19 protein-coding genes are annotated in these 21,672 nt (G+C 46.5%); 13 read left to right on the top strand and 6 right to left on the bottom strand.

Going from position 1 to position 21,672, the window contains the following annotated elements; translation table 11 throughout:
- Positions 1–124: 124 nt before the first annotated feature.
- A complete protein-coding gene (yjgA, locus tag AAKU61_RS12225) occupies positions 125–778 on the bottom strand; it encodes a ribosome biogenesis factor YjgA (RefSeq protein WP_354332575.1) in 654 nt (217 codons plus the stop codon).
- A gap of 84 nt (positions 779–862) precedes the next feature.
- On the opposite strand from yjgA, the gene pmbA reads away from it, so the two are divergent.
- Entirely contained in the window at positions 863–2,215 is a 1,353-nt protein-coding gene (gene pmbA / locus AAKU61_RS12220; RefSeq protein WP_354332573.1) for a metalloprotease PmbA, read from the top strand.
- Between the two features lie 158 nt (positions 2,216–2,373).
- Complete coding sequence (locus AAKU61_RS12215) at positions 2,374–3,702, top strand: MFS transporter (RefSeq protein WP_322118289.1); 1,329 nt, start codon at positions 2,374–2,376, stop codon at positions 3,700–3,702.
- Positions 3,703–3,833: 131 nt separating this feature from the next.
- On the opposite strand, the gene argH is transcribed toward AAKU61_RS12215, so the two are convergent.
- The gene (argH, locus tag AAKU61_RS12210) at positions 3,834–5,237 is read right to left on the bottom strand and encodes an argininosuccinate lyase (protein ID WP_354332571.1); all 1,404 of its coding nucleotides are present in this window, start codon (positions 5,235–5,237) and stop codon (positions 3,834–3,836) included.
- Positions 5,238–5,392: 155 nt separating this feature from the next.
- On the opposite strand from argH, the gene AAKU61_RS12205 reads away from it, so the two are divergent.
- From AAKU61_RS12205 to AAKU61_RS12195, 3 genes are all read left to right on the top strand, one after another.
- Entirely contained in the window at positions 5,393–6,430 is a 1,038-nt protein-coding gene (locus AAKU61_RS12205) for a sensor histidine kinase (protein ID WP_354332569.1), read from the top strand.
- On the top strand, positions 6,427–7,251 hold the full coding sequence (locus AAKU61_RS12200) for a LytR/AlgR family response regulator transcription factor (RefSeq protein WP_354332567.1): 825 nt from the start codon (positions 6,427–6,429) through the stop codon (positions 7,249–7,251). Before AAKU61_RS12205 ends, AAKU61_RS12200 begins: the two co-directional genes overlap by 4 nt.
- A gap of 84 nt (positions 7,252–7,335) precedes the next feature.
- Positions 7,336–7,641: a YciI family protein gene (locus tag AAKU61_RS12195; RefSeq protein WP_354332565.1), complete on the top strand. Its 306-nt coding sequence runs from the start codon at positions 7,336–7,338 to the stop codon at positions 7,639–7,641.
- A 44-nt stretch (positions 7,642–7,685) separates the two neighbouring features.
- Here AAKU61_RS12195 and AAKU61_RS12190 read toward each other — a convergent pair whose 3' ends face one another.
- A complete protein-coding gene (locus AAKU61_RS12190) occupies positions 7,686–8,963 on the bottom strand; it encodes a winged helix-turn-helix domain-containing protein (RefSeq protein WP_354332563.1) in 1,278 nt (425 codons plus the stop codon).
- 234 nt (positions 8,964–9,197) lie between these two features.
- On the bottom strand, positions 9,198–10,301 hold the full coding sequence (trpS, locus tag AAKU61_RS12185) for a tryptophan--tRNA ligase (protein ID WP_354332561.1): 1,104 nt from the start codon (positions 10,299–10,301) through the stop codon (positions 9,198–9,200).
- A gap of 440 nt (positions 10,302–10,741) precedes the next feature.
- Between trpS and hemC the strand changes: the two genes are divergently transcribed.
- From hemC to ppa, 5 genes are all read left to right on the top strand, one after another.
- Positions 10,742–11,731 (top strand): hydroxymethylbilane synthase, encoded by a 990-nt coding sequence (gene hemC, locus AAKU61_RS12180; RefSeq protein WP_354332560.1) that lies wholly within the window; start codon positions 10,742–10,744, stop codon positions 11,729–11,731.
- Between the two features lie 39 nt (positions 11,732–11,770).
- The gene (locus AAKU61_RS12175; RefSeq protein WP_354332558.1) at positions 11,771–12,604 is read left to right on the top strand and encodes a uroporphyrinogen-III synthase; all 834 of its coding nucleotides are present in this window, start codon (positions 11,771–11,773) and stop codon (positions 12,602–12,604) included.
- 32 nt (positions 12,605–12,636) lie between these two features.
- Positions 12,637–13,773, top strand: coding sequence for a uroporphyrinogen-III C-methyltransferase (locus AAKU61_RS12170; RefSeq protein WP_503012607.1), 1,137 nt, complete (start codon positions 12,637–12,639; stop codon positions 13,771–13,773).
- Between the two features lie 14 nt (positions 13,774–13,787).
- Entirely contained in the window at positions 13,788–14,984 is a 1,197-nt protein-coding gene (locus tag AAKU61_RS12165; RefSeq protein ID WP_354332554.1) for a heme biosynthesis HemY N-terminal domain-containing protein, read from the top strand.
- Between the two features lie 131 nt (positions 14,985–15,115).
- Positions 15,116–15,646, top strand: a complete 531-nt coding sequence (ppa, locus tag AAKU61_RS12160) for an inorganic diphosphatase (protein WP_354332553.1) — start codon at positions 15,116–15,118, stop codon at positions 15,644–15,646.
- Positions 15,647–16,024: 378 nt separating this feature from the next.
- Here ppa and AAKU61_RS12155 read toward each other — a convergent pair whose 3' ends face one another.
- Positions 16,025–17,062 carry a serine/threonine protein kinase gene (locus AAKU61_RS12155; RefSeq protein ID WP_354332551.1) on the bottom strand — a complete coding sequence of 346 codons (1,038 nt, stop codon included), beginning with the start codon at positions 17,060–17,062 and terminating at the stop codon, positions 16,025–16,027.
- Between the two features lie 51 nt (positions 17,063–17,113).
- Entirely contained in the window at positions 17,114–18,304 is a 1,191-nt protein-coding gene (locus tag AAKU61_RS12150; protein WP_354332549.1) for a GNAT family N-acetyltransferase, read from the bottom strand.
- Positions 18,305–18,413: 109 nt separating this feature from the next.
- Between AAKU61_RS12150 and AAKU61_RS12145 the strand changes: the two genes are divergently transcribed.
- The 3 genes from AAKU61_RS12145 to AAKU61_RS12135 are packed head-to-tail and all read left to right on the top strand — an operon-like array spanning position 18,414 to position 21,634.
- Positions 18,414–20,075 carry an NAD+ synthase gene (locus AAKU61_RS12145; RefSeq protein ID WP_354332547.1) on the top strand — a complete coding sequence of 554 codons (1,662 nt, stop codon included), beginning with the start codon at positions 18,414–18,416 and terminating at the stop codon, positions 20,073–20,075.
- A 50-nt stretch (positions 20,076–20,125) separates the two neighbouring features.
- The gene (locus AAKU61_RS12140; protein WP_322118302.1) at positions 20,126–20,464 is read left to right on the top strand and encodes a P-II family nitrogen regulator; all 339 of its coding nucleotides are present in this window, start codon (positions 20,126–20,128) and stop codon (positions 20,462–20,464) included.
- Between the two features lie 21 nt (positions 20,465–20,485).
- Complete coding sequence (locus AAKU61_RS12135) at positions 20,486–21,634, top strand: ABC transporter substrate-binding protein (protein WP_354332545.1); 1,149 nt, start codon at positions 20,486–20,488, stop codon at positions 21,632–21,634.
- The last annotated feature ends 38 nt before the right edge of the window (positions 21,635–21,672 follow it).

Below are 21,672 nucleotides of genomic sequence, written 5' to 3'. Positions count from 1 at the left end.
GAAGACAAAATCACTAAAAAAGCATCATTTTATTTTTTAAAAATTCAACCTTTGCTGAAACGGCTCTGATTAAGGCTGTCATGCAAAGGTCTCTACTTCAGTATTTTTTAACTCAGTGGCTGATTTAGTCGTCATGTTGCTCATGTTTAGCATCATCAGCATCATCATCGAAGTCATCTTCGTCATCAGATTCCGCATCAGCTAAATCGCCAGCAGCTTTTTTCTGCGCAGCACGTTGAGCGACCTGGATATCTTTCAGAATCTGAAAAATTTCACGATAAGCTTTTGGCGGCTTGTTTTCTGCCTGTTCTTTACGCGCATTGCGGATCAGATTACGCAGATGTTGCACGTCGAGTTCTGGATTTTGCTCCAGCAGTTCAGTCAATGCTTTGTCATCGGTCAGCAATTTATCGCGTCTGCGCTCCAGCGCATGCATGGCGGCGGTGTCGGATTTGGACTTACCTTTCCAGCTATCGATGGTTTTCTGGATGAGAGCAATTTCTTCTTCATCCAGAGTACGCATTTTTTTGCCGACAAATTGCAATTGACGACGGCGACCCTCGTGATCTTTGATGGTCTGACACATTAAAATCGCATCGCGCACGTCTTCCGGCATCGGGACGCGTTTAACACGGTCTCGTGGCTGGTCGATCAGTTCTTGCCCTAATTTTTGCAGGGCGTCACTCTCGCGTTTGAGTTGCGATTTGGAGGGGCGCTCGTATTCTTGCTCGAATTCGTTGGACTTGAAGCCGCAGGAGCCTCGGTTTGGATTTGGCATAATTGATTCGCCTTTATTCTATAAACTTAATGAAACGGCTGCTATGATACCTTGTTTATCGATGACTCCAAAGAAACCTAGCCTATGAGCAAGCCTGTTTTTACCCATACTCAAGATCAATTGAAGCAAATCGCAGAGGATGTCTTACGTTTTGCGCGTGAAAAAGGCGCGTCTGATGCCGCTGTCGAAATTAGCGAAGGTGGTGGTTTATCCATCAGTGTGCGCAAAGCCAAGATAGAAACCATAGAGCAAAACCGCGATAAAGGCATAGGCGTTACCGTCTACATTGGCCAAAAGCGTGGTAATGCCAGTACGTCCGATTTTTTCAGTTCCTCTTTACAGGCAACTGTCGATGCCGCCTATAACATCGCCCGTTTTACGGCAGAGGATGATTGCGCAGGCTTGCCTGAAGCGGATTTGTTAGAAATGCATCCGCAAGATTTAAAACTTTGCTACCCATGGCTGATCACGGCAGAGGAGGCAATTGATCTTGCCACCCGTACAGAAGCGGCAGCTGTGGCAGTCGATAAACGTATTACCAATAGCGAAGGTGCCAGTATTCACGCACAGCAATCGCATTTTATCGCGGCTAATTCGCGCGGCTTTATCGGCGGTTATCCCTTCTCTCGTCACACCATTTCGGTAGCGCCGATTGCGGGCAAAGGCGCTCGTATGCAGCGCGATTATTGGTATTCATCGCAGCGCAACGCAAAAAAATTAGCCTCGCCAGAGGTTATAGGTCGTTATGCCGCTGAACGTGCGTTGGCACGTTTGAACGCACGCAAATTAGATACCCGTAAGTGTCCGGTATTGTTTGAAGCTCCATTAGCAGCGGGATTGCTGGGATCGTTTGTGCAAGCGGTTTCTGGCGGTGCTTTATATCGCAAATCCAGTTTTTTGTTGGATAGTTTAGGGACGCAAATTTTTCCATCCCACATCGAAATTCTGGAAGATCCTCATGTCATTGGTGCAGTAGGCTCGTCCCCATTTGATGATGAGGGTGTCAAGACACAGCGTCGTGATGTGGTTAAAAACGGCGTGTTGCAAGGCTATTTCCTGTCTTGCTATTCCGCCCGGAAAATGAAGATGAAAACCACCGGTAACGCAGGTGGATCGCATAATTTGTCTATGACTTCGGCATTGACTACAAAGACAGATAACTTTAAAGCCATGTTGAAAAAAATGGACACGGGCTTACTAGTGACCGAGTTGATGGGCGAGGGCGTTAATTATGTGACCGGCGATTATTCCCGCGGCGCCTCTGGTTTTTGGGTTGAGCGCGGAGTGATTCAATATCCGGTAGAAGAAATTACGATTGCTGGCAACATGCGCGATATGTTTCAGCACATTGTGGCAATCGGCGCGGATACGCTGACACGTGGCACTAAACAAACAGGTTCAATTCTAATTGAAAGTATGACGGTAGCAGGCAGTTAGCAAAAGAGAGTAATAGTTAGCAAAAAGGGAAAGTTAGGAAGTCGAGTCCGGCTCTGGCAGCTTTATTGAACAAGTCAATAAAAAATTGAATGGACAATTTAAGCAGCGGGTAAGACTTCTTAACTTAATAAGAAATTAAAAAATAGAGGAGACAATGAATGAATAATAAGGACAATGTTTATGCTGGTGGCGGCAATCTGGCCAGCACCGATGTTAATCAAGAAAATCGCCTGCTGACCAAACAAGATTACAAAACACTGTCGTTAGCTGCGCTTGGTGGCGCATTAGAGTTTTACGACTTTATTATTTTCGTGTTTTTTGCTACGGTGATTGGTAAATTATTCTTCCCGCCATCTGTGCCTGAATGGCTGCGTCAATTACAGACTTTTGGGATTTTTGCGGCAGGTTATCTGGCGCGTCCCTTGGGTGGCATCATCATGGCGCACTTTGGCGATCTGCTAGGGCGCAAAAGGATGTTTACTTTATCCATCTTATTGATGTCGGTACCCACGCTGATGATGGGTTTGCTGCCGACTTATCAGACTATCGGTATTTTTGCACCAATCGCCTTGTTGATACTGCGTATTTTGCAAGGTGCTGCCGTAGGTGGTGAAGTGCCTGGTGCATGGGTCTTTGTATCTGAACACGTGCCAGCTAAAAACGTAGGTTACGCTTGCGGCACGCTGACTGCAGGTCTGACTAGCGGTATCTTGTTAGGATCATTGGTTGCAACCGCGATGAATACGATTTTTACGCCAGTGGAGTTGACTGACTGGGCTTGGCGTTTGCCATTTTTGTTAGGTGGGATATTTGGCATCGCTGCTATGTATTTACGTCGGTGGTTGCATGAGACACCGGTATTTGCAGAATTACAAAAGCGTAAAGCTCTGGCTGCTGAGATGCCGCTCAAAACCGTATTGCGCGATCATCGCGGCGCGGTTGCTGTGTCCATGCTGTTGACCTGGATGTTGTCGGCTGCGATTGTGGTGGTGATTTTGATGACACCAACTTTTCTTCAAAAAATCTATGGTTTTGATGGACGCACGGCATTAATGGCAAACAGCGTTGCAACTTTGTGTTTGACCGCTGGCTGTGTAGTTGCCGGATTGTTGTCTGATAAATTCGGCGCTAAACGTATATTGTTTTTGGGCGATTTATTTCTGCTGATCTGTACTTATTTTCTGTTCACAACAATTAAGACCAATCCAGAAATGCTATTGCCGCTGTATGCCTTAACCGGTTTTGCGGTTGGTGTCGTGGGCGCTGTTCCATTTGTGTTGGTCAATGCTTTTCCGGCGCAGGTTCGGTTCTCAGGACTGTCATTTTCATACAATGTGGCATATGCAATATTCGGTGGTTTGACGCCAATTGTTGTGACCTTATTGCTGAAAGATAATCCACTTGCACCAGCTTATTATGTAATGGGCGTTTGTGTGATCGGTATGCTGACAGCGATGTTTGTTCGGGATCGTAGCGCAATCAAATAAATCTGATTGGCAGGAATGATCAAACGAAGATGGACGTAAAAAGGGAGGACTAAGTCCTCCTTTTTATTTGCTAATTTATTTATTGAATCGTTTGCTGAATTACTCGCTGAACTACTTGCCTATTTAAGATGCTATAGGTTTGCTGCAAGTTTATTGCGGGCACGGACAATCGCTGCTTTTACCTGATTAGGTGCAGTGCCGCCGATATGGTCACGTGCGGCGACGGAGCCCTCCAGCGTCAATACGGCAAACACATCCGCTCCGATCAGACTTGAGAAAGCACGTAACTCACCCAGACTCATATCACTTAGATCGCAGCCTTTATCTACACATGTTTTGACTGCATGCGCTACAGCCTCATGCGCATCGCGGAAAGGCAAGCCACGCTTGACCAGATAATCTGCCAGGTCGGTCGCTGTTGCATAACCTTGCAATGCCGCAGCACGCATTGCGTCTGGCTTCACAGTAATGCCGCCTGCCATATCGGCAAAAATACGCAAGGTGTCAGTGATGGTATCTACCGTATCAAATAGCGGCTCTTTATCTTCCTGATTATCTTTGTTGTAGGCCAGTGGCTGACCTTTCATCAAGGTGAGCAAGGCGATTAAATGACCATTGACGCGACCCGTTTTGCCACGTGCCAGTTCTGGCACATCAGGATTTTTCTTTTGCGGCATGATCGATGAGCCTGTGCAGAAGCGATCTGCAATATCGATAAAGCCGACCCGCGGACTCATCCAGATTACTAGCTCTTCTGACATACGAGAGATATGCGTCATGATCAGCGCCGCCGCTGCGCAAAATTCAATCGCAAAATCACGATCAGATACTGCATCCAGCGAGTTGTGGCATACATCATCAAAACCCAGTGTTTTTGCGACACGTTCACGGTCAATCGGGAAGGTCGTACCAGCCAGTGCAGCAGCGCCCAGCGGCAAACGATTGACGCGTTTACGGCAATCCACCATACGCTCGGCATCACGGCTGAACATTTCTACATACGCCAGAATATGGTGACCAAACGTGATCGGTTGTGCGACTTGCATATGGGTAAAGCCCGGCAAAATCGTTTCCGCATTATTTTCTGCCAGATCCAGCAGAGCAGAGCGCAAATCACCGAGTAAGCCAACGATATTATCAATCGCAGCGCGCACATATAAACGGATGTCAGTAGCGACCTGATCATTGCGCGAGCGACCGGTGTGCAGACGTTTGCCGGCATCGCCGACTAATTCGGTCAGCCGCTTTTCAATATTCAGGTGGACATCTTCCAGATCAAGCAACCACACAAAAGTACCGGCGTCGATCTCAGATTTTATTTGTGCCAGACCACGTTGGATATCGGCATAATCTTGTGCAGTGATAATGTTTTGTGCTGATAACATCTCCGCATGTGCCAGCGAACCTTGGATATCAAAAGCGGCCATGCGATTATCAAAAAAGACCGAGGCAGTGTAACGTTTGACCAGATCAGATACCGGTTCGGAGAAACGGGCAGACCATGCCTCGCTTTTTTTAGAGAATTGTGATGTCATAGCTAACTTTGTAAGGCGAATAATAGGATGATGCGGATAGCGCTTGAGTGTGAAGTTTTAGAAGTGCCAACGACATTAAGCCGAAGTATAAAGTGAACCATGCTCAAAAACGCTGAATTCCCCGATTATAAAACACCCACGACCTGTTTCCCTTAATGACCAAGCAAACAAATCGTACTCCCACGGATTTATTGATTCCCGATTACTGCAATACCGGCGTAATTTCGCGGGTGCTGATCGCTGTCAATGTTCTGGTATTGTTGACTTTGTTGGCGCGTGGACAAGGCTGGTTATTTAATTTTCAAGAGTTTGCAGAAAGTGCGATGTTGATCGAAATGATCAGTTTACTATCACTTTTTGCTTTGTGCGGTATCCGGCGTCTGGCGGAGCGCGACGGCTCGCCAGCATGGTTGCAAAGACTGCTATGTGGCATTGTACCTGCCTTGATTGCGATGCTTTTATTATCGACCCTGAGCGGTTTTGAGTGGTTTACCCTGACTTATCCCCGATTGTCCAAAGCCTATGTCGCTTTCATTTGTTTCTTATTCGGGATCGCTTTACAACACTATTTTGAATTACGTAGTAAGGCATTTTCGCCAGCCTTGGGCGAGGCTCGCTTGCAGGCTTTACAGGCCCGAATCCGGCCACATTTTTTATTCAATAGTCTCAATGCAGTTTTATCGCTGATTCGCACTGAACCCCGTCGAGCAGAAACTGCGCTGGAGGATTTGGCGGATCTGTTCCGCGTACTGATGCGTGATACCCGCGATATTACGACTTTGCAGGAAGAAATTAACCTCTGTCAGCAATATCTGTCGATAGAAAAAATTCGCTTGGGCGATCGTCTTCAGGTTGAATGGAGCATCATCAATCTGACCCCACAAGAACTACGCGATATACATATTGCTAGCCTGTTACTACAGCCTTTGCTAGAAAATGCTGTGCATTACGGTATAGAACCATCACAAACGGCGGCAAGCATTAGTGTACGTATCCAGCGTAGTCTGGATAAAATCGAGATCCGCATCAGCAATCCTTTTCATGCAGGCGTCAAAGTGTTAGGTGGTAACCACATGGCATTAGAAAACATACGCCAGCGCCTGGCCTTGCTTTATGATATTGAAGCGCAAATGAGTGATCAGATTGTCGATGGCATTTTTGTTTTGCAATTACATTTCCCTCTGAAAAAATGAGTAGTCCCAACATATTTATTGTCGATGATGAGGCGCCCGCCAGACAGCGTCTGACGACGCTTTTGGACGACATCCAGCCAGAGTGTCCGAATAATCTAGTGGGTGAGGCTAGTGACGCACAATCTGCTTTAGAGGGTATTTTGGTGCAGCGGCCTGATATTGTTTTACTCGATGTGCAAATGCCCGGCATGACGGGTCTGGAGCTGGCGCAGCACTTGCAAACGCTGTCGCAACAGCAGACAACGCCAGTACCGACGATTATTTTTGTGACGGCGTATGACGACTATGCACTTAAAGCGTTTGAAGTGCACGCGATCGATTATCTGCTGAAGCCAGTGCGTGCCAGTCGCTTGGCAGAAGCCATCAACCGCGCCGGACTGATCCACGCTCGCTCCAAACAAGCCGTTCCGGCACCTGACGCTCAAGATATCCTGCCGGTAGCGCCGCTGCTGCCCAACAGACGACAGTCTTTTTCTATATTTGAGCGCAACCGGGTTTTGTTGATTCCTGTCGCTGATGTTTTGTACTTGAAAGCAGAACAAAAATATCTGACGCTGCACACCAAAACGCGTAATTATCTGCTGGAGGAATCACTCACCTCGATCGAACATGAAATGGCTGACGTCTTTGTCAGAGCACACAGAAATGCGTTGGTCGCACGCAATGCCATCATCGGCGTCGAACGCGCATTATTTATGTTTGATGCCGATAGCGATCACGAAAAAGTCACCGAATCCTGGCAAGTCATTTTGCGCGACTGCACAGAGCGCCTGCCGATATCGCGCCGGCAATGGCCTGTGATTAAGGCTTTGGTGCGGTAAATTATTTTGTATTTGTTATAAAGATTTTTGGAAATTTTTACCGGATGTTTCAATGTCTATATTCCAGAATTAAGGAGTTCCCAAATGGAGGAATATATTTTATTCATGTATAACGATGCTGTTGATGTCGTTGCCGCAGCGGATGGTGCACTTTGGGGGCGATATTTTCAGCAGCTAGAAACAACCGGGAAATTTAACGGTGGCAGCTCGGTCGGAGGAGGACTTTTTCTGAATAAACATGGGACAGAAAAAGTGTCTCATTCTGATGTCACTGGATTTGTCCGCGTGAATGCCAAAAATCTGGAAGACGCGCAACAATTTTTGCGCGGCAACCCTGTGTATGAAGCCGGTGGAACGGTTGAAATCCGCCACCTGCCGCGAGATTTATAAATTCCGTCTTGGCGTTAGTCCACTACTGAGGCGTTCAGCATTTGTCAAAAACTCGCCGCCAGCATCGTTTGCAATTGCTCAGAACTGCAATAGCCGACGTCAATAGCAGCACATCCGTGCCAGTCCGCAAATTCTTGGACGACTTTGGCGATATCGTTTGCCAGCGCTTGGCTGATGCGGACGTCGGCTTCTAGATGCAATGCTTTGATTTCGAAGCGGCCTTCCTTGCGATGGGCTTTGGCGTCCATCCTTCCGATCAGTGCACCATTGCGTAATATTGGCAAGGTGAAGTAGCCATATTGCCGCTTGGGTGCTGGTGTGTAGCATTCTAGTTTGTAGTCAAAGTCGAATAAGTCGATTGCCCGTTTTCTATCCCACACCACGGGATCAAACGGCGACAAAATCCGGGTGTTGGTAGCTTTCAGTTTGCCTGCCGCCGCCTGCTCAAGCAGACTGGCGTGGTCGGAATGGACGTAGACGATCTGATCCCAGCCAGTCACGGTGGCTTTGAGTAGCAAACCTTGCTGCGCTAAGGTCTCTGGTTGAATACGGGTATCCAGTTTTCCCATGCGAAAATAATCGGCGACCCAACTTGCTTTAGCCATGCCCAGTGCTCGCACAGCCTGTAATACCTGTTGTTGCTGGCAAGCGAGTTGTGGTTGCAGATGCTGTTGGTCCTGCCAACTGGGATGCACACGCTCACGCAGGTCGTAAATCCGCTGGAAATTGTGGCGTTTGGCAACCATCACCTCGCCCAAGGTGAACAAGACTTCGAGCGCGCGCTTTTCTGGTTTCCATTCCCACCAGCCACCGGCTTTGCCATCAGTACGTTCAAAGTCCGCTGAGCGGGTTGCACCATGTTTTTTGATATGGCGCTTGACCTTATTGACTTGCTCCTGATTGTCACTCAGCCATTGATGATTGTATTTCCAGCCCAATTTGCCCGGCGCTACCATCTGATGCCGGTACCAGCCGTAATCCTCTATTGGTAAAAAGCAGGCCTCGTGCGACCAGTATTCAAAAATCTGACCTTCCTCTAGTAACTCATCTAACCAGGTTTGCGGATAAGACCCGAGACGACTCCAGAGCACCAGATACGGACTGCGTGCAACCACGCTGATGGTGTCGATTTGCAGCGCTGCCATTTGACGAATTTGTGCCAGCACATCTTGTTTGCTGGCTTTTTTTCTTGGAGATTGAAGTAATCCTTGCGCTGCTAGATGTAGCGCACGGGCGGATTGCAAGCTGAGGTTGGGAAGACTGGGTAAATTGCGAAGACTGTGGAGGCTAGGAATATTGGCGGAACTTGGAGGGCTGCTCATAAAATTCTTAACACTTTTCAGCGCTCCCTTAGGTGTTTTCCGGTGTTTGATTAATTTAGTTTAAATATATACTGATGGAGGGTATATTTTATTGTCCGTGTAATCATTGGACAGTAAGGCATATTTTAATAAATTATAGGGGGAGTATGCTAAATCTATGCATAATTTAACTTGTGCAGATAACAAAAAGCAAGTGAACTTTTCTATCGCCCGCACAAGTTTTATCCAGCTGAATTAAAAATGCTTCAAACCGATTGCTGCTTTGACTTCATCGGTGGTTCTGGCGGCAACTTCACGCGCTCGCTCGGTACCTTGTTTGAGCATCTGCAACACTTGCCCGCGATCTTTGGCGAACTCTTCACGGCGGGCGCGGATGGGGGTGAGCAAATCTTGCAAAACGCCTTCTAATCGTGCCTTGACTTTGCTGTCGCCCAAACCGCCACTAACATAGTGATCTTTCATTTCTTGCAGGGCGATTTTGTCAATATCAAATGCATCCAGATAGATGAAAGCAACATTACCTTCCAGATGACCAGGATCATCTACACGCAAATGCAGAGGGTCGGTGTAGACATTTTTGACCGCAGCCTTGATCTCTGCAGGTGTTGCACCGAGATTGATGGTGTTGCCGAGGGATTTACTCATTTTGGCTTTGCCGTCGATACCAGGTAAGCGACCAATCTCAGGTACCAGCGCCTGACATTCAACCAGAATGTCCTTTTTAGCCAGACGGTTGAAGCGGCGCACGATTTCGTTGGTTTGCTCAATCATCGGAATCTGATCCTCGCCGACCGGTACCAGACTGGCTTTAAACGCGGTGATATCCGCAGCCTGACTGACTGGGTAGGTCAGGAAGCCGGCTGGGATATCGCGTTCAAAATTACGTAATACGATTTCCTGTTTGATCGTTGGATTACGTTCCAGACGCGCGACCGTGACCAGATTTAAGTAGTAGAAAGTCAGTTCAGTTAATTCAGGAATTTGTGACTGAATAAATATGGTCGACTTCGCCGGATCAATCCCGACCGCCAGATAATCCAGCGCGACTTCCAGCACGTTGTTATGGACTTTAGCGGGATCATCCATGTTATCAGTGAGGGCTTGGGCGTCGGCCAGCATGATGTATTGCTGATATTCATGCTGATACTTAACCCGATTGCGCAGGCTGCCGACAAAGTGGCCGAGATGCAATGGACCGGTAGGGCGGTCACCAGTCAGAATCAGATGTTGTTTACCTGCTTCCGGCACGCTATTGCTGGCACGAGGGGCGGTTGACGTAATGTCGGAGTTTGCGGCGGATGTTGCGTTGGGTGCTGCAGTTGTAATGGTATCGCTCATAGTGTGCTCTGTTTGTTCTGTACTGTAATTTGCTCGGTTTTATGGAGATTTGTCGTTGCTAGCCCCTGCTATTTTTGCGTATTTTCGGAAATATTAGTCATTTCGCTTTCAATAACATTTATTAGGTCCGTAGTGTTTTTTAATGCCTTCAATGTCGAGAGCACCGATTTTTATGTTGAATCTGCGCATAAAAAATGCCGCGCAGTGAGGCGGCATGACAATAGACTGCGTGCTGTGTTGCGTCATGATGCCGCCAGCCCTAATATTTTGTCAAGTTAGCTCGGAATTTCATCTGTTATATTGCTTCTTCTGTATCTTTCTCTCTGGCTGATTGCGTTCGTACTTTCCATGATTTTCACCCCTGTTTTTGAGTGAAGTTTGAATCCCAAGTGGCGAGAGCTGCGTGATAAAATTCGGCACCATTTCACTGAAGGTCAGTCTTGAACAAATTTGATCCCACCAATCATCCTGCCAAATTAGTTATCGCCTCGCGTGAGAGTCGCCTCGCCATGTGGCAGGCAGAACATGTGCGCGACCGCTTGGCGGTACTTTATCCCGATTGCATTATCGAGATTCTAGGTATGACGACGCGTGGTGACCAGATTCTTGACAGAGCTTTATCCAAGGTCGGTGGCAAGGGGTTGTTTGTGAAGGAGCTCGAAGTGGCGATGGCAGAGGGACGTGCGGATTTGGCGGTACATTCGCTGAAAGACGTGCCTATGGATTTGCCTGAGGGTTTTGCGTTGGCGGCAGTATTGGAGAGAGAAGATCCACGTGATGCGTTTGTGTCAAATGACTATGCCGGATTGGATACTTTGCCCGACGGCGCGGTCGTTGGTACCAGCAGCTTGCGTCGTCAGGCTTTGATTGCGGCTCGGTTCCCGCATTTGATTATTCGTCCTTTACGCGGCAACCTGGATACCCGTTTGCGCAAGCTGGACAACGGTGAATATGCAGCAATTATTCTGGCAGCAGCAGGTTTAAAACGATTGGGTGTGCCGGGCAGAATCCGTCATTTTTTGGAGCCGGAACATAGCTTGCCAGCAGCGGGGCAGGGCGCGATGGCAATCGAAGTACCAGATGACAGACCAGAGTTAATGACATGGTTAGCACCTTTAAATCACGATTTAACTGCCCAGGCAGTGAGCGCTGAGCGGACTGTTTCTAAAGCTTTTGGCGGTAGCTGCCAGGTGCCATTAGCCGCGTTTGCGACGATAAGCGATGGCGTCATGCACTTGCGTGCCATGATAGGGATGCCAGATGGCAGCAGGATTGCCAGTGCCGCTGTCAGTGGCGCAGTCAGTAGCATAGAAACTGCCCAGCTATTAGGCGCGCAAGTGGCGCAAGCCTTGTCGGCACAAGATGCGGAGGCTATCTTGGCGGCTTGCAAGGAGGAGTCTACGGCAGACTCTTCTACGAAAAGCCAGTGAGATTGATCAGCAAATTAAACAGTAGAGCGAGGCAATTGTATGTACGATATGCCTGATATGCCAGTCATTGTCACCCGTCCTATTCGCTCTCTAAGCCCGATAATTCCAATAAGCCTGATAAGCCAAGCAGAGTCTTTGTCGCAACGAGTTACGGCGATGGGGCGGACTGTGGTGCGTTTTCCTTTGCTGGAGATTCACCCCTTAACGGATTACAGCGCTTTCGATCGTCTGTTGGTCGATTTGTCGGCTTACGCTCTGGTGGCTTTCGTCAGCCCCAATGCAATTCAGGCGACGTTTGTCCGTTTAAAAAACAACTGGTCTGCCCAAATACCAATTGCCGTGATGGGTGCCGGGAGTCTGGCCGCATTAGATGAGCTTGGCATCACGACTGCCAACACCACAATTTATTATCCCCACAACCCGGATCGTACTGACTCTGAGACTTTATTGGACGAATTGGATATCGATGCCCTGCGCCATAAAAAAGTTTTAATTATCAGAGGTGAGACCGGACGCGAATTATTGGCCGATGCTCTGCGATCAAAGGGGATTGATGTAACCCAAATTGCAGCGTATCGCCGTACGGCACCCGAATTTACATCGTTGCGACAAGATCAGCTTGGCAGACTTTTGCAAACGCAAAATCAATGGGTTATCACTAGCTCTGAGGCATTGCAAACTTTGCTGTCCTGGACTAAACAGTTAGAGCAGCAGCCTGGTTTTCATGGAATCGTGGCAAAATTGCAACAACAGCATTTGATACTGCCACATGCCCGTATCGCAGAAACTGCAAAGAATTGTGGTTTCCAATCAATTACTCTCACAGGTTCTGGCGACGAACACCTGCTTGTCGCGTTACAATCTCGTCTATGAATGATCAGCAATCACCATCCGACACTATATCGATGAACAAATCGACAGAACTCCCTGTAACTCAGGTATCACCTCCCGCATCGTCAGAACCGGCAAAAGCGCCTGGTCCAGTGTTTTCGCAACCTGCTTATGTGTTATCCGGCGTATTGGCGATTTTGCTGGCTGCCAACTGGTGGACTTCACAAAATCAGATAAACAACTTGCGCGAAGAGGTTGCTAAGCGTTTGCAAGTCGCGGAGAGTACGACCAGCGAAACTAAAGTACTTGCAAAAACGGTACAAGAGTCCGCCAAGGAAATCCAGGCCAAAGTGACGCTGCTGGAGGGCAAGCAGGTTGAGGCACAAGGTCAGCAATTAGCGCTGGATCAACTGTATCAAGACTTATCTAAAAATCGTGACGAATGGGCATTGGCAGAAATCGAGCAGGTACTCTCGACGGCTAGCCAGCAATTACAATTGGCCGGTAATGTCCAAGGTGCTTTAATCGCTTTGCAAAATGCAGATAGCCGCCTGGCTAAATCGGACAAACCGCAATTTATTAATATCCGCCGTGCGATTGCCAAAGATACCGATAAGCTGAAGTCTTTGCCGATTCTCGATTTGACAGGCATCGCTTTGCGTCTGGATAGTGTCATCGCGCAAGTTGATCATATTCCATTGTGGGCAGATGAAAAATCAGTTGTTTCTGCGACACCACCAAAAGCACCTCTGCGAGTATTGCCAAAATCTCCTGTGCCGCTGTTGAAAAATGGTAAAAAAGTCGCTCCTGATGAAATTCCTGAAAATTCCTGGACGATGCGGGCAGAAGATGCCTGGCAAAGTTTTTCCAGCGAGATGTGGAACGAAGTTAAGCAACTCATCAGAGTCCGTAATGTTGAAACACCAGATGCGTTATTGCTGACACCATCGCAAAGCTACTTTGCCCGAGAAAATCTTAAGTTGCGGCTGTTAAATGCGCGACTAGCATTGTTGTCGCGTAATGAAAGTATGTTTCGCAATGATTTGATTGCCTCGCAAGATGCCATTACTAAATATTTTGATACACGAGCGAAGCAAACCCAATCAGTGCAAGCTTTATTGAGACAAGTACAGGGTAGTAATTTGTCGATAGAAATGCCCACATTGGCGGAGAGCTTGAATGCCGTTCGTAACTACAAAGTGAAGCCCTAAGGTTCAATAAGAATATGCGTCTTTTTATCCGGCTTCTGATTCTATTTGCCATGGCAGTTGGTCTTGCCGTAGGTGCTCGCTATAACCCCGGCAACGTAGTGCTGTTTTATCCGCCCTACAGAATAGATATCTCACTCAATTTTTTCTTATTCCTGACACTGGTTTTGTTTGTCGTGCTGTATCTGGTGATGCGCACCATTGTTACTACGCAAAAAATGCCGCGTAAGGTGGCAATGTATCGTCAAAGTAAGCGTGAACGGGATGGCAATAAGGCTTTAAGAGAATCATTAAAGGCTTTATTTGAAGGGCGCTTTGGCCATGCAGAAAAAGCAGCTCTGCGCGCTGTTGAACTGCCAGATAATGCCGCAGTTGCAGCATTAATTGCGGCCAGAGCAGCCCATCATATGGGCCAGTTCGAGCGCCGTGATTCCTGGTTCGCAAGTACCGAAGCCGACATGACTTATAAAACGGCTCGCTTAGTCACAATGACCGAGTTACTGGTTGATCAGCACAAAGCAGAACAAGCTCTTGACGCTGTTAAAGAGTTGCATGCAAGTGGCACACGTCATATCCAAGTACTGCGCTGGGCACTAAAAGCGAATCAGCAAGCTAAAAAGTGGCCAGAAGTATTAAAACTAGTAAGGACTCTGGACAAGCACCGCGCTTTGCATCCGGCTTTATCAAATCGTTTGCGTGAATTGGCGTATGAGGATTTGCTGACTGATCATGGACATGATGCAGAATCACTGCGTCGGGTTTGGTACGAAATCCCTGCCGATGACCGGAAAAATCGCTTCGTCGCGTTTACCGCAGCTAAATCGTTTAATGAACGGGGCTTGCATGAGGATGCGCGAGTGATCGTTGAAAAGACGGTCGCTGAAGAGTGGGATGACAGATTAATGCGGATTTATCGCGACGCTGCTGCAAGCGAAGGCTCAGTCGCTTTATTGGGACAGATTGAACACTGTGAGCGCTGGACTATACAGCGTCCAACAGATCCAGAGCTGGCCTTAACCTTAGGTACTCTTTGCCTTAAGCAAAAATTATGGGGTAAGGCGCAACGTCATATGGAACAGGCATTGTCTGATGCAACAGAGTCCCGAACCGTACGAGAATCTAATCTCAAGCTGGCACAATTGCACGAGGCTTTAGGGCAAGCTGATGATGCTGCGCAACATTATCGTCAATGCGCAATTGCTACTATGTTATAGCCAGAGCGTCCGTTGAAGATTGCGGACTGCTTGCTGAGCGTGAGTGACTAGCTAATTAGCTATCGAAGCGTCTATAAAAACGACTATAATCCACCCCGATTTACTTTTGACTTCTATTTTGAAAGAGCAATATGAGCTTAAATAACGTTCCTTCTGGCCGTGACTTGCCGAATGATTTCAATGTCATCATTGAAATCCCGATGAATGCCGATCCAATTAAATACGAAGTTGATAAAGACACAGGCGCGATTTTTGTTGATCGTTTTATGGGCACAGCAATGCATTACCCATGCAACTATGGCTATGTCCCGCAAACTATCGCTGGTGATGGCGATCCAGTTGACGTATTAGTGATTACACCATTTCCGCTGATTCCTGGCGTTGTAGTACGTTGCCGCGCAATTGGCGTATTAAAAATGACGGATGAAGCAGGTAACGACGCTAAAGTGTTAGCCGTGCCAGTCGATAAAATTTTGTCCATCTATTCCCACTGGCAGAAACCAGAAGACATGAACGAATTGCGTTTGCGTCAAATTCAGCATTTCTTTGAACACTACAAAGATTTGGAAAAAGGCAAATGGGTCAAGATCGAAGGATGGGGCGGCCCTGAAGATGCTAAAGCTGAAATCATGGAAGGCGTTGCTAATTTCAGCAAGGGCTAAGCATAATTTGATTGATATGCAGAATAATAAAATACGCTTGTTCTGCAAGTGAATCCGGTAAAAAAGGCACAGTTCAATGTGCCTTTTTTTATGTCGGTCTGATTTGAAGTTGTGGTAATCAATCTCAAAGTAAACGCCATATTCCGAGCTAGAAAAGGTGCAATTGTCGTTGTAGCGTTTGTACTCAAATCGCGATGTTGTTATTCCTCTGAACAGAGCACGCCGTCTATCTTCCTACGAACTAATAGTGATCCATTGGAAAATCTGAATTGATATACTCCCCCTATTTTTTATAATAAACGCAGTATTATCGAGAAAGTATATGGGCAATTAAAATATACTTACTGTGAGTATGGAGGATTGATGCTTTAGCTGAGCTTATTTCAACAGATATACGCCTACCAGCGCGAGTGCTATAAATACCGCTGCCCAGCTTAACCAGGAATTTTTATTTTCATCGCCAGCGTTTGGATCGTTATCCCCATTACTACCTATGCCCGCATTTTTTCGTTTGCGTTTAAGGCGCTGGTCTCTTTCTAATACTTTTTGTAAGGCTTGCGCCATTTCAGCCGCACTGCTATAGCGATGCTCAGGTAATTTTTGCATCGCTTTCATTACTATTGCGGAAAGACTGGTGGACACCTGGGGATTTAATTCGGATGGTGATTTTGCTTGTTTGTGTGCGATCTGATTAAGTAATTTGTCAATGTCGTTAGATTGAAACGGTTTTTGTTGCGTCAACATCTCATACATCACGGCACCTAGCGAGTACACATCGGTCAGTGCATTTACTTGCTGGCTCATAGCCTGTTCTGGTGACATATAGTTTGGCGTGCCGAGCACATTATTGTTGAATAAGGTTTGTGCTGGATTGTCAGGATTGGTCAGAATTCTATTCGGTGCGCGGGCAATCCCAAAATCAACTACTTTTGGTTGCTGATTCGGTAGGATAAAAATATTGGCAGGTTTGATATCCCGATGAATTACACCATTCTCATGGGCATACGCGAGTGCTTCGGCGATTTTATGAATAATATTAGCGGTCGCAATATTATCGAAATGTTTGCCGCTAGCGAGTAACTCACGCAGATCTTGACCTTGTAAAAACTCCATCGCAATAAATGTTGTGCCGCCTTCACTGGAGGCATCATAGATAGTCACAATATTGGGATGAGATAAGCGTCCGGCAGCGCGTGCTTCGTTAATGAATTGCTGTTCGCGTTGTTTTTTGTCTGCAATCCCGTGGCTAGTGCCAAGTATTTTGATTGCGACCGGGCGATCAATCACAGGATCATGTCCCAGAAAGACGGCACCATTTGACCCTTTGCCCAGCTTGTCTGTCAGATAGAAGCGCCCGACACGACGCGTTGGCAATCCTTGCTTAGACGCTGGGTGAGTTGAGGATAATGGAGTCATCTATACAGGATGCCTTGCTCAAGGAAGAATTTCAAGTCTTTCCTGCCACAGTTAATTTTTTAGATTTTTAAATGGAATCCGGTCATTCAGTTCATTAAAATAGTGCGCTATGCCATCGGTTTCGCGCTCCAGGAAATGTGCAACTGCGTCAAAAAATTCTGGCTGAACCAAATGATGTGCTGAGCAAGTTTTTTGGGGCAAAAACCCACGTGCCATTTTATGTTCACCTTGCGCACCGCCTTCAAAAACCTTAATTTTTTTTGCTATACAAAATTCTATTGCCTGATAGTACGCGGTCTCAAAATGCAGACAAGGTACATGTTCCAGGCAACCCCAATATCTGCCGTACAGCGTATCGTCGTCATGCACCAACAAAGAAGCTGCGATGGGTTTGCCGTTACGTTCTGCAAAAATGAGTCTCAAATTAGCGGGCATACTTGCGCCTATTCTCAGAAAAAAATCTAAGTTTAGATAGGGTGAGGAATGATGATCGGAGTAAGTGTGGTCATAGCAACGCTTAAAAAATATCCAGTCGTCTTTTGTCATATTTGGTCCTGCAACCTGGCGGAACTGGACGCCGGCCTCACTTACTTTACGTCGTTCGGCACGGATATTTTTACGCTTTTTTTGCTCCATTTGAGATAGAAAATCTTCAAAATCATAGTAATCCCGGTTGATCCAATGAAACTGAACGCCGCTCCTCAATAGAAAACCCGCAGCTTGTAGTAATTGAGCCTCTTCTATGGGAGGGAAGAGAATATGGGTAGATGAGTATTCTCCCGTTTTTTGAATATCCTTGAGAGCATTCAATAAAGCGATTTGTGTATGCACATCTCTTGCTAGCAGACGACCGCCAGTGACTGGCGTAAATGGAATCGCCGAGAGTAATTTGGGATAATAATGAAAGCCATTTCTCTGGTAGGCATCAGCCCAGGCCCAGTCAAATACATATTCACCGTAAGAATGCATTTTTTCATATAAAGGCATTGCGGCGACTAAGCTGTCGCCATCCCATAATGTTATATAACGCGGTTGCCAACCGGTATTGGCGCATGCCGATCCAGATTCGTGCAATGCGTGCAGAAATGCGTAAGATAAAAATGGATTACTAGTAGTTTGTAGGCTGAGCAAATGATTCCACTGCGCCTCGCCGACATCAGACAATGAAGTCACGATACGCGTGCGATAATGTGAACTTTCTTGAAGATCTTCTTGGATCCGGCCGTGCTGGTTTTCAGTCATGATGCTCGTGATATCCCTGTTCATTCAAACTCAACTTATTAGATTAATTTATTGAGACCTAGTTCTTCAGAATTATTTTCAAATTCTTTTAAATTTACTACAAGCCACTATGACAGTAAAAGTTGCAATAGCCCAGATGAACAGCGTTGTTGGCGATCTTGCTGGCAATGCCGCGCAAATTCTTGATTATGCTCAGCGCGCTGCTGCACAAGGTGCTGACATTGTCGTTACGCCAGAGCTCTCCTTGGTGGGGTATCCGCCAGAAGATTTGTTATTGCGTAGTGCATTTTACGCAAAAACGCGCGAGACCTTATTCGCTCTTGCAGAGAGCTTGAGGGTTTTAAAAGACATGCATGTTTTGATAGGACATCCTGCCGAAAATAACGGCGTGCGTTTGAATGCTGCATCCGTTTTATGCAACGGTGAGGTGATCGGTAGCTATTACAAACATGATTTGCCAAACGATATGGTATTCGATGAAAAACGGTATTTTTCATCCGGGCACGATGCCTTCGTGTTCGAAGTGAAGGGTATCAAGTTTGGTGTGAATATCTGTGAAGATACCTGGTTGCCTACTGCGCCGAAGATTGCAAAAAACGCCGGTGCAGAAGTGCTGTTAGTACCTAACGGATCGCCTTATCATATGAGTAAGCAGCATCAGCGGTTTGATGTGATGCGTGCTAATGTCACGTCGCAAGGTATGTCTTTGGTCTATGCCAATCTGGTAGGCGGACAAGATGAACTAATTTTTGATGGCAATTCATTTGTGATGAATCAGGCTGGCGAAGTGTGTGTACAGCTAAAACATTGTGAAGCCGATTTGCAGATTGTTGAATTTGATGGTGCGGCGCCCATAATGCCAATAGCGCCAATGCTAGCACCACAGGAGGCAATCAATGGCGCCAGTCCAGATGTACAGATAGATACACAGATAGAGGCGCAGGTCTATCAGGCATTAGTCTTAGGTGTGCGCGATTATGTCGGTAAGAATGGTTTTCCTAGTATTGTGTTGGGTTTGTCTGGTGGGGTGGATTCTGCGTTGGTCCTGGCAATTGCGGTTGACGCTTTGGGTGCTGATAAAGTCAGAGCAGTCATGATGCCGTCACCTTACACGGCTGACATATCCTGGCTAGATTCGCGCGAAATGGTGCAAGGTTTGGGTGTACGCTATGATGAAATTCCGATTAGCGCCTGTTTTAGCGCTTTTCGAGATACCTTAAGTCAGGAGTTTGCTGGTTTAGCAGAAGACACGACGGAAGAAAATATTCAAGCGCGGATTCGCGGCACCATTCTCATGGCTTTATCGAACAAATATGGCTCTATCGTCCTGACTACCGGCAATAAGAGTGAAATGGCAGTCGGTTATTGCACTTTATATGGCGATATGGCGGGTGGTTTTGCTGTGATTAAAGACATTGCCAAGACATTGGTATATCGTTTGTGTGCTTACCGTAATCGTTTATCACCTGTCATCCCTGAGCGTATATTGACCCGTCCGCCATCAGCCGAGTTACGACCTGACCAGACAGACCAGGATTCTTTGCCTCCTTACGAGGTACTGGATGGCATCATGCAGCGGTATATGGAAGAGAATCAAAGCAGAGCAGAGATTGTTGCTGCTGGTTATCGTGAAGAAGATGTTGAACGTATTACTCGTTTGATCAAAATTAACGAATATAAGCGTCGTCAGGCGCCAGTCGGTATACGTGTTACACATCGTGCATTTGGGCGTGACTGGCGTTATCCTATTACATCAAAATTCCGTGACTAAATAGTTAGAAAATAAAACAATAAAATCACATAAAATTTCAAGAGGACAACATGAAACAAATCACCGCAGTTATTAAACCGTTCAAATTAGACGAAGTGCGCGAAGCATTGGCCGATATCGGAGTTACAGGTCTAACCGTTACTGAAGTTAAAGGTTTTGGCCGTCAAAAAGGACATACCGAGTTATACCGTGGCGCTGAGTATGTTGTAGATTTCTTGCCCAAAATCAAGATTGAGGTTGTAGTTGATGATAATATCTGCGATAACATCGTTGATGCCATCATTAAAGCAGCGCATACAGGCAAAATTGGCGATGGCAAAATTTTTGTACAAAATGTCGAGCAGGTGATACGTATCCGTACAGGTGAAACCGGCTCTGATGCTGTTTAAATTGGATTAAACAGGTAAATCATGCAAAATTTACGTCGTTATTTCTCCTTGTCGCTGCTCGCGGCTCTCTCTGCCATCGTATTACCTGCTTCAGCTGATCAGGGTATTACGGATCAAAAAATCATACTAGGTCAATCGGCTGCTTTTACTGGTCCTGCTGCACAACTAGGCATCCAATTGCACGCCGGTGCCAAGGCTTATTTTGATCAGGTCAATGCTGCTGGTGGTGTGCACGGGCGCAAAATTGAAATCATCAAAATGGATGATAAATATGAGGCCGATTTAGCCGCTGCTAATACTAAAAAACTCATCGAAAATGAGGATGTATTCGCCTTATTTGGCTATGTTGGTACGCCTACCAGTAACGCAGCTTTGCCCATTTTTACGCAAGCTAAAGTTCCTTTCTTCGCTCCTTTTACTGGCGCACAGTCGCTGCGCGAACCCTTAAATCGTCAGATATTTAATATTCGTGGAAGTTACTTTGATGAGACTGAGCATTTGGTCGAGCGATTAGTCAGAACCGGTCTTAAAAATATCGCTGTCTTTTATCAGAACGATGCTTATGGAAAGGCTGGTTTAGCTGGTGTAGAACGTGCGTTGAAAAAAATGAACGTGCAAATGGTAGAAACCGCGACCGTAGAACGTAATAGCACCGACGTGAGTAAGGCGATTGCTAAGATTTTGCCGAAACGTCCGGATGTAATTATTCAGATTAGTGCTTATTCCTCATGCGCGGCATACATCAAAGGAATGCGCAAAGAAGGATATAACGGACAGTTTTATAACGTATCTTTTGTCGGTAGCCAGGCCTTGGCAGATGCTTTAGGTACGGATGGCCCTGGTACCGTGATTTCGCAAGTAGTTCCATTCCCTTGGAAAGCATCAACGCCCGTGGTAAATGAATACACCAAAGTCATGCAAAAAGCGGGCATTAAGGATTTGAATTTTTCCAGTCTGGAGGGATTTATTGCCGCCAAAGTATTTGTCGAGGGCTTACGCCGTGCAGGTCGTAGTTTGTCGCGTGAGAAATTGATCTCCTCCTTAGAGACAATTAATACGAGCAATTATGATGTTGGCGGATTTGATGTGAATTTTTCGCCAACTAGTCACAACGGATCAAAATACGTTGATATGACTGTAATCACTAAAGAGGGCAAATTCTTGAATTAAAATTCTCGGGTTGAAATTTGAGTAATCCAGATCTGAAC

It is taken from the genome of Undibacterium sp. GrIS 1.2, from assembly GCF_040544435.1.
In the GTDB taxonomy this organism is placed as follows: Bacteria; Pseudomonadota; Gammaproteobacteria; order Burkholderiales; family Burkholderiaceae_D; genus Undibacterium.
The sequence above is the reverse complement of the archived record's forward strand: the minus strand, read 5'-3'. Positions and strand labels throughout refer to the sequence as shown.

Excerpts from the sequence above, each read along its gene's own strand:
- yjgA (WP_354332575.1), bottom strand. The coding sequence starts at position 778 with ATGCCAAATCCAAACCGAGGCTCCTGCGGCTTCAAGTCCAACGAATTC.
- pmbA (WP_354332573.1), top strand. The coding sequence starts at position 863 with ATGAGCAAGCCTGTTTTTACCCATACTCAAGATCAATTGAAGCAAATC.
- AAKU61_RS12215 (WP_322118289.1), top strand. The coding sequence starts at position 2,374 with ATGAATAATAAGGACAATGTTTATGCTGGTGGCGGCAATCTGGCCAGC.
- argH (WP_354332571.1), bottom strand. The coding sequence starts at position 5,237 with ATGACATCACAATTCTCTAAAAAAAGCGAGGCATGGTCTGCCCGTTTC.
- AAKU61_RS12205 (WP_354332569.1), top strand. The coding sequence starts at position 5,393 with ATGACCAAGCAAACAAATCGTACTCCCACGGATTTATTGATTCCCGAT.
- AAKU61_RS12200 (WP_354332567.1), top strand. The coding sequence starts at position 6,427 with ATGAGTAGTCCCAACATATTTATTGTCGATGATGAGGCGCCCGCCAGA.
- AAKU61_RS12195 (WP_354332565.1), top strand. The coding sequence starts at position 7,336 with ATGGAGGAATATATTTTATTCATGTATAACGATGCTGTTGATGTCGTT.
- AAKU61_RS12190 (WP_354332563.1), bottom strand. The coding sequence starts at position 8,963 with ATGAGCAGCCCTCCAAGTTCCGCCAATATTCCTAGCCTCCACAGTCTT.
- trpS (WP_354332561.1), bottom strand. The coding sequence starts at position 10,301 with ATGAGCGATACCATTACAACTGCAGCACCCAACGCAACATCCGCCGCA.
- AAKU61_RS12175 (WP_354332558.1), top strand. The coding sequence starts at position 11,771 with ATGTACGATATGCCTGATATGCCAGTCATTGTCACCCGTCCTATTCGC.
- AAKU61_RS12170 (WP_503012607.1), top strand. The coding sequence starts at position 12,637 with ATGAACAAATCGACAGAACTCCCTGTAACTCAGGTATCACCTCCCGCA.
- AAKU61_RS12165 (WP_354332554.1), top strand. The coding sequence starts at position 13,788 with ATGCGTCTTTTTATCCGGCTTCTGATTCTATTTGCCATGGCAGTTGGT.
- ppa (WP_354332553.1), top strand. The coding sequence starts at position 15,116 with ATGAGCTTAAATAACGTTCCTTCTGGCCGTGACTTGCCGAATGATTTC.
- AAKU61_RS12155 (WP_354332551.1), bottom strand. The coding sequence starts at position 17,062 with ATGACTCCATTATCCTCAACTCACCCAGCGTCTAAGCAAGGATTGCCA.
- AAKU61_RS12150 (WP_354332549.1), bottom strand. The coding sequence starts at position 18,304 with ATGACTGAAAACCAGCACGGCCGGATCCAAGAAGATCTTCAAGAAAGT.
- AAKU61_RS12145 (WP_354332547.1), top strand. The coding sequence starts at position 18,414 with ATGACAGTAAAAGTTGCAATAGCCCAGATGAACAGCGTTGTTGGCGAT.
- AAKU61_RS12140 (WP_322118302.1), top strand. The coding sequence starts at position 20,126 with ATGAAACAAATCACCGCAGTTATTAAACCGTTCAAATTAGACGAAGTG.
- AAKU61_RS12135 (WP_354332545.1), top strand. The coding sequence starts at position 20,486 with ATGCAAAATTTACGTCGTTATTTCTCCTTGTCGCTGCTCGCGGCTCTC.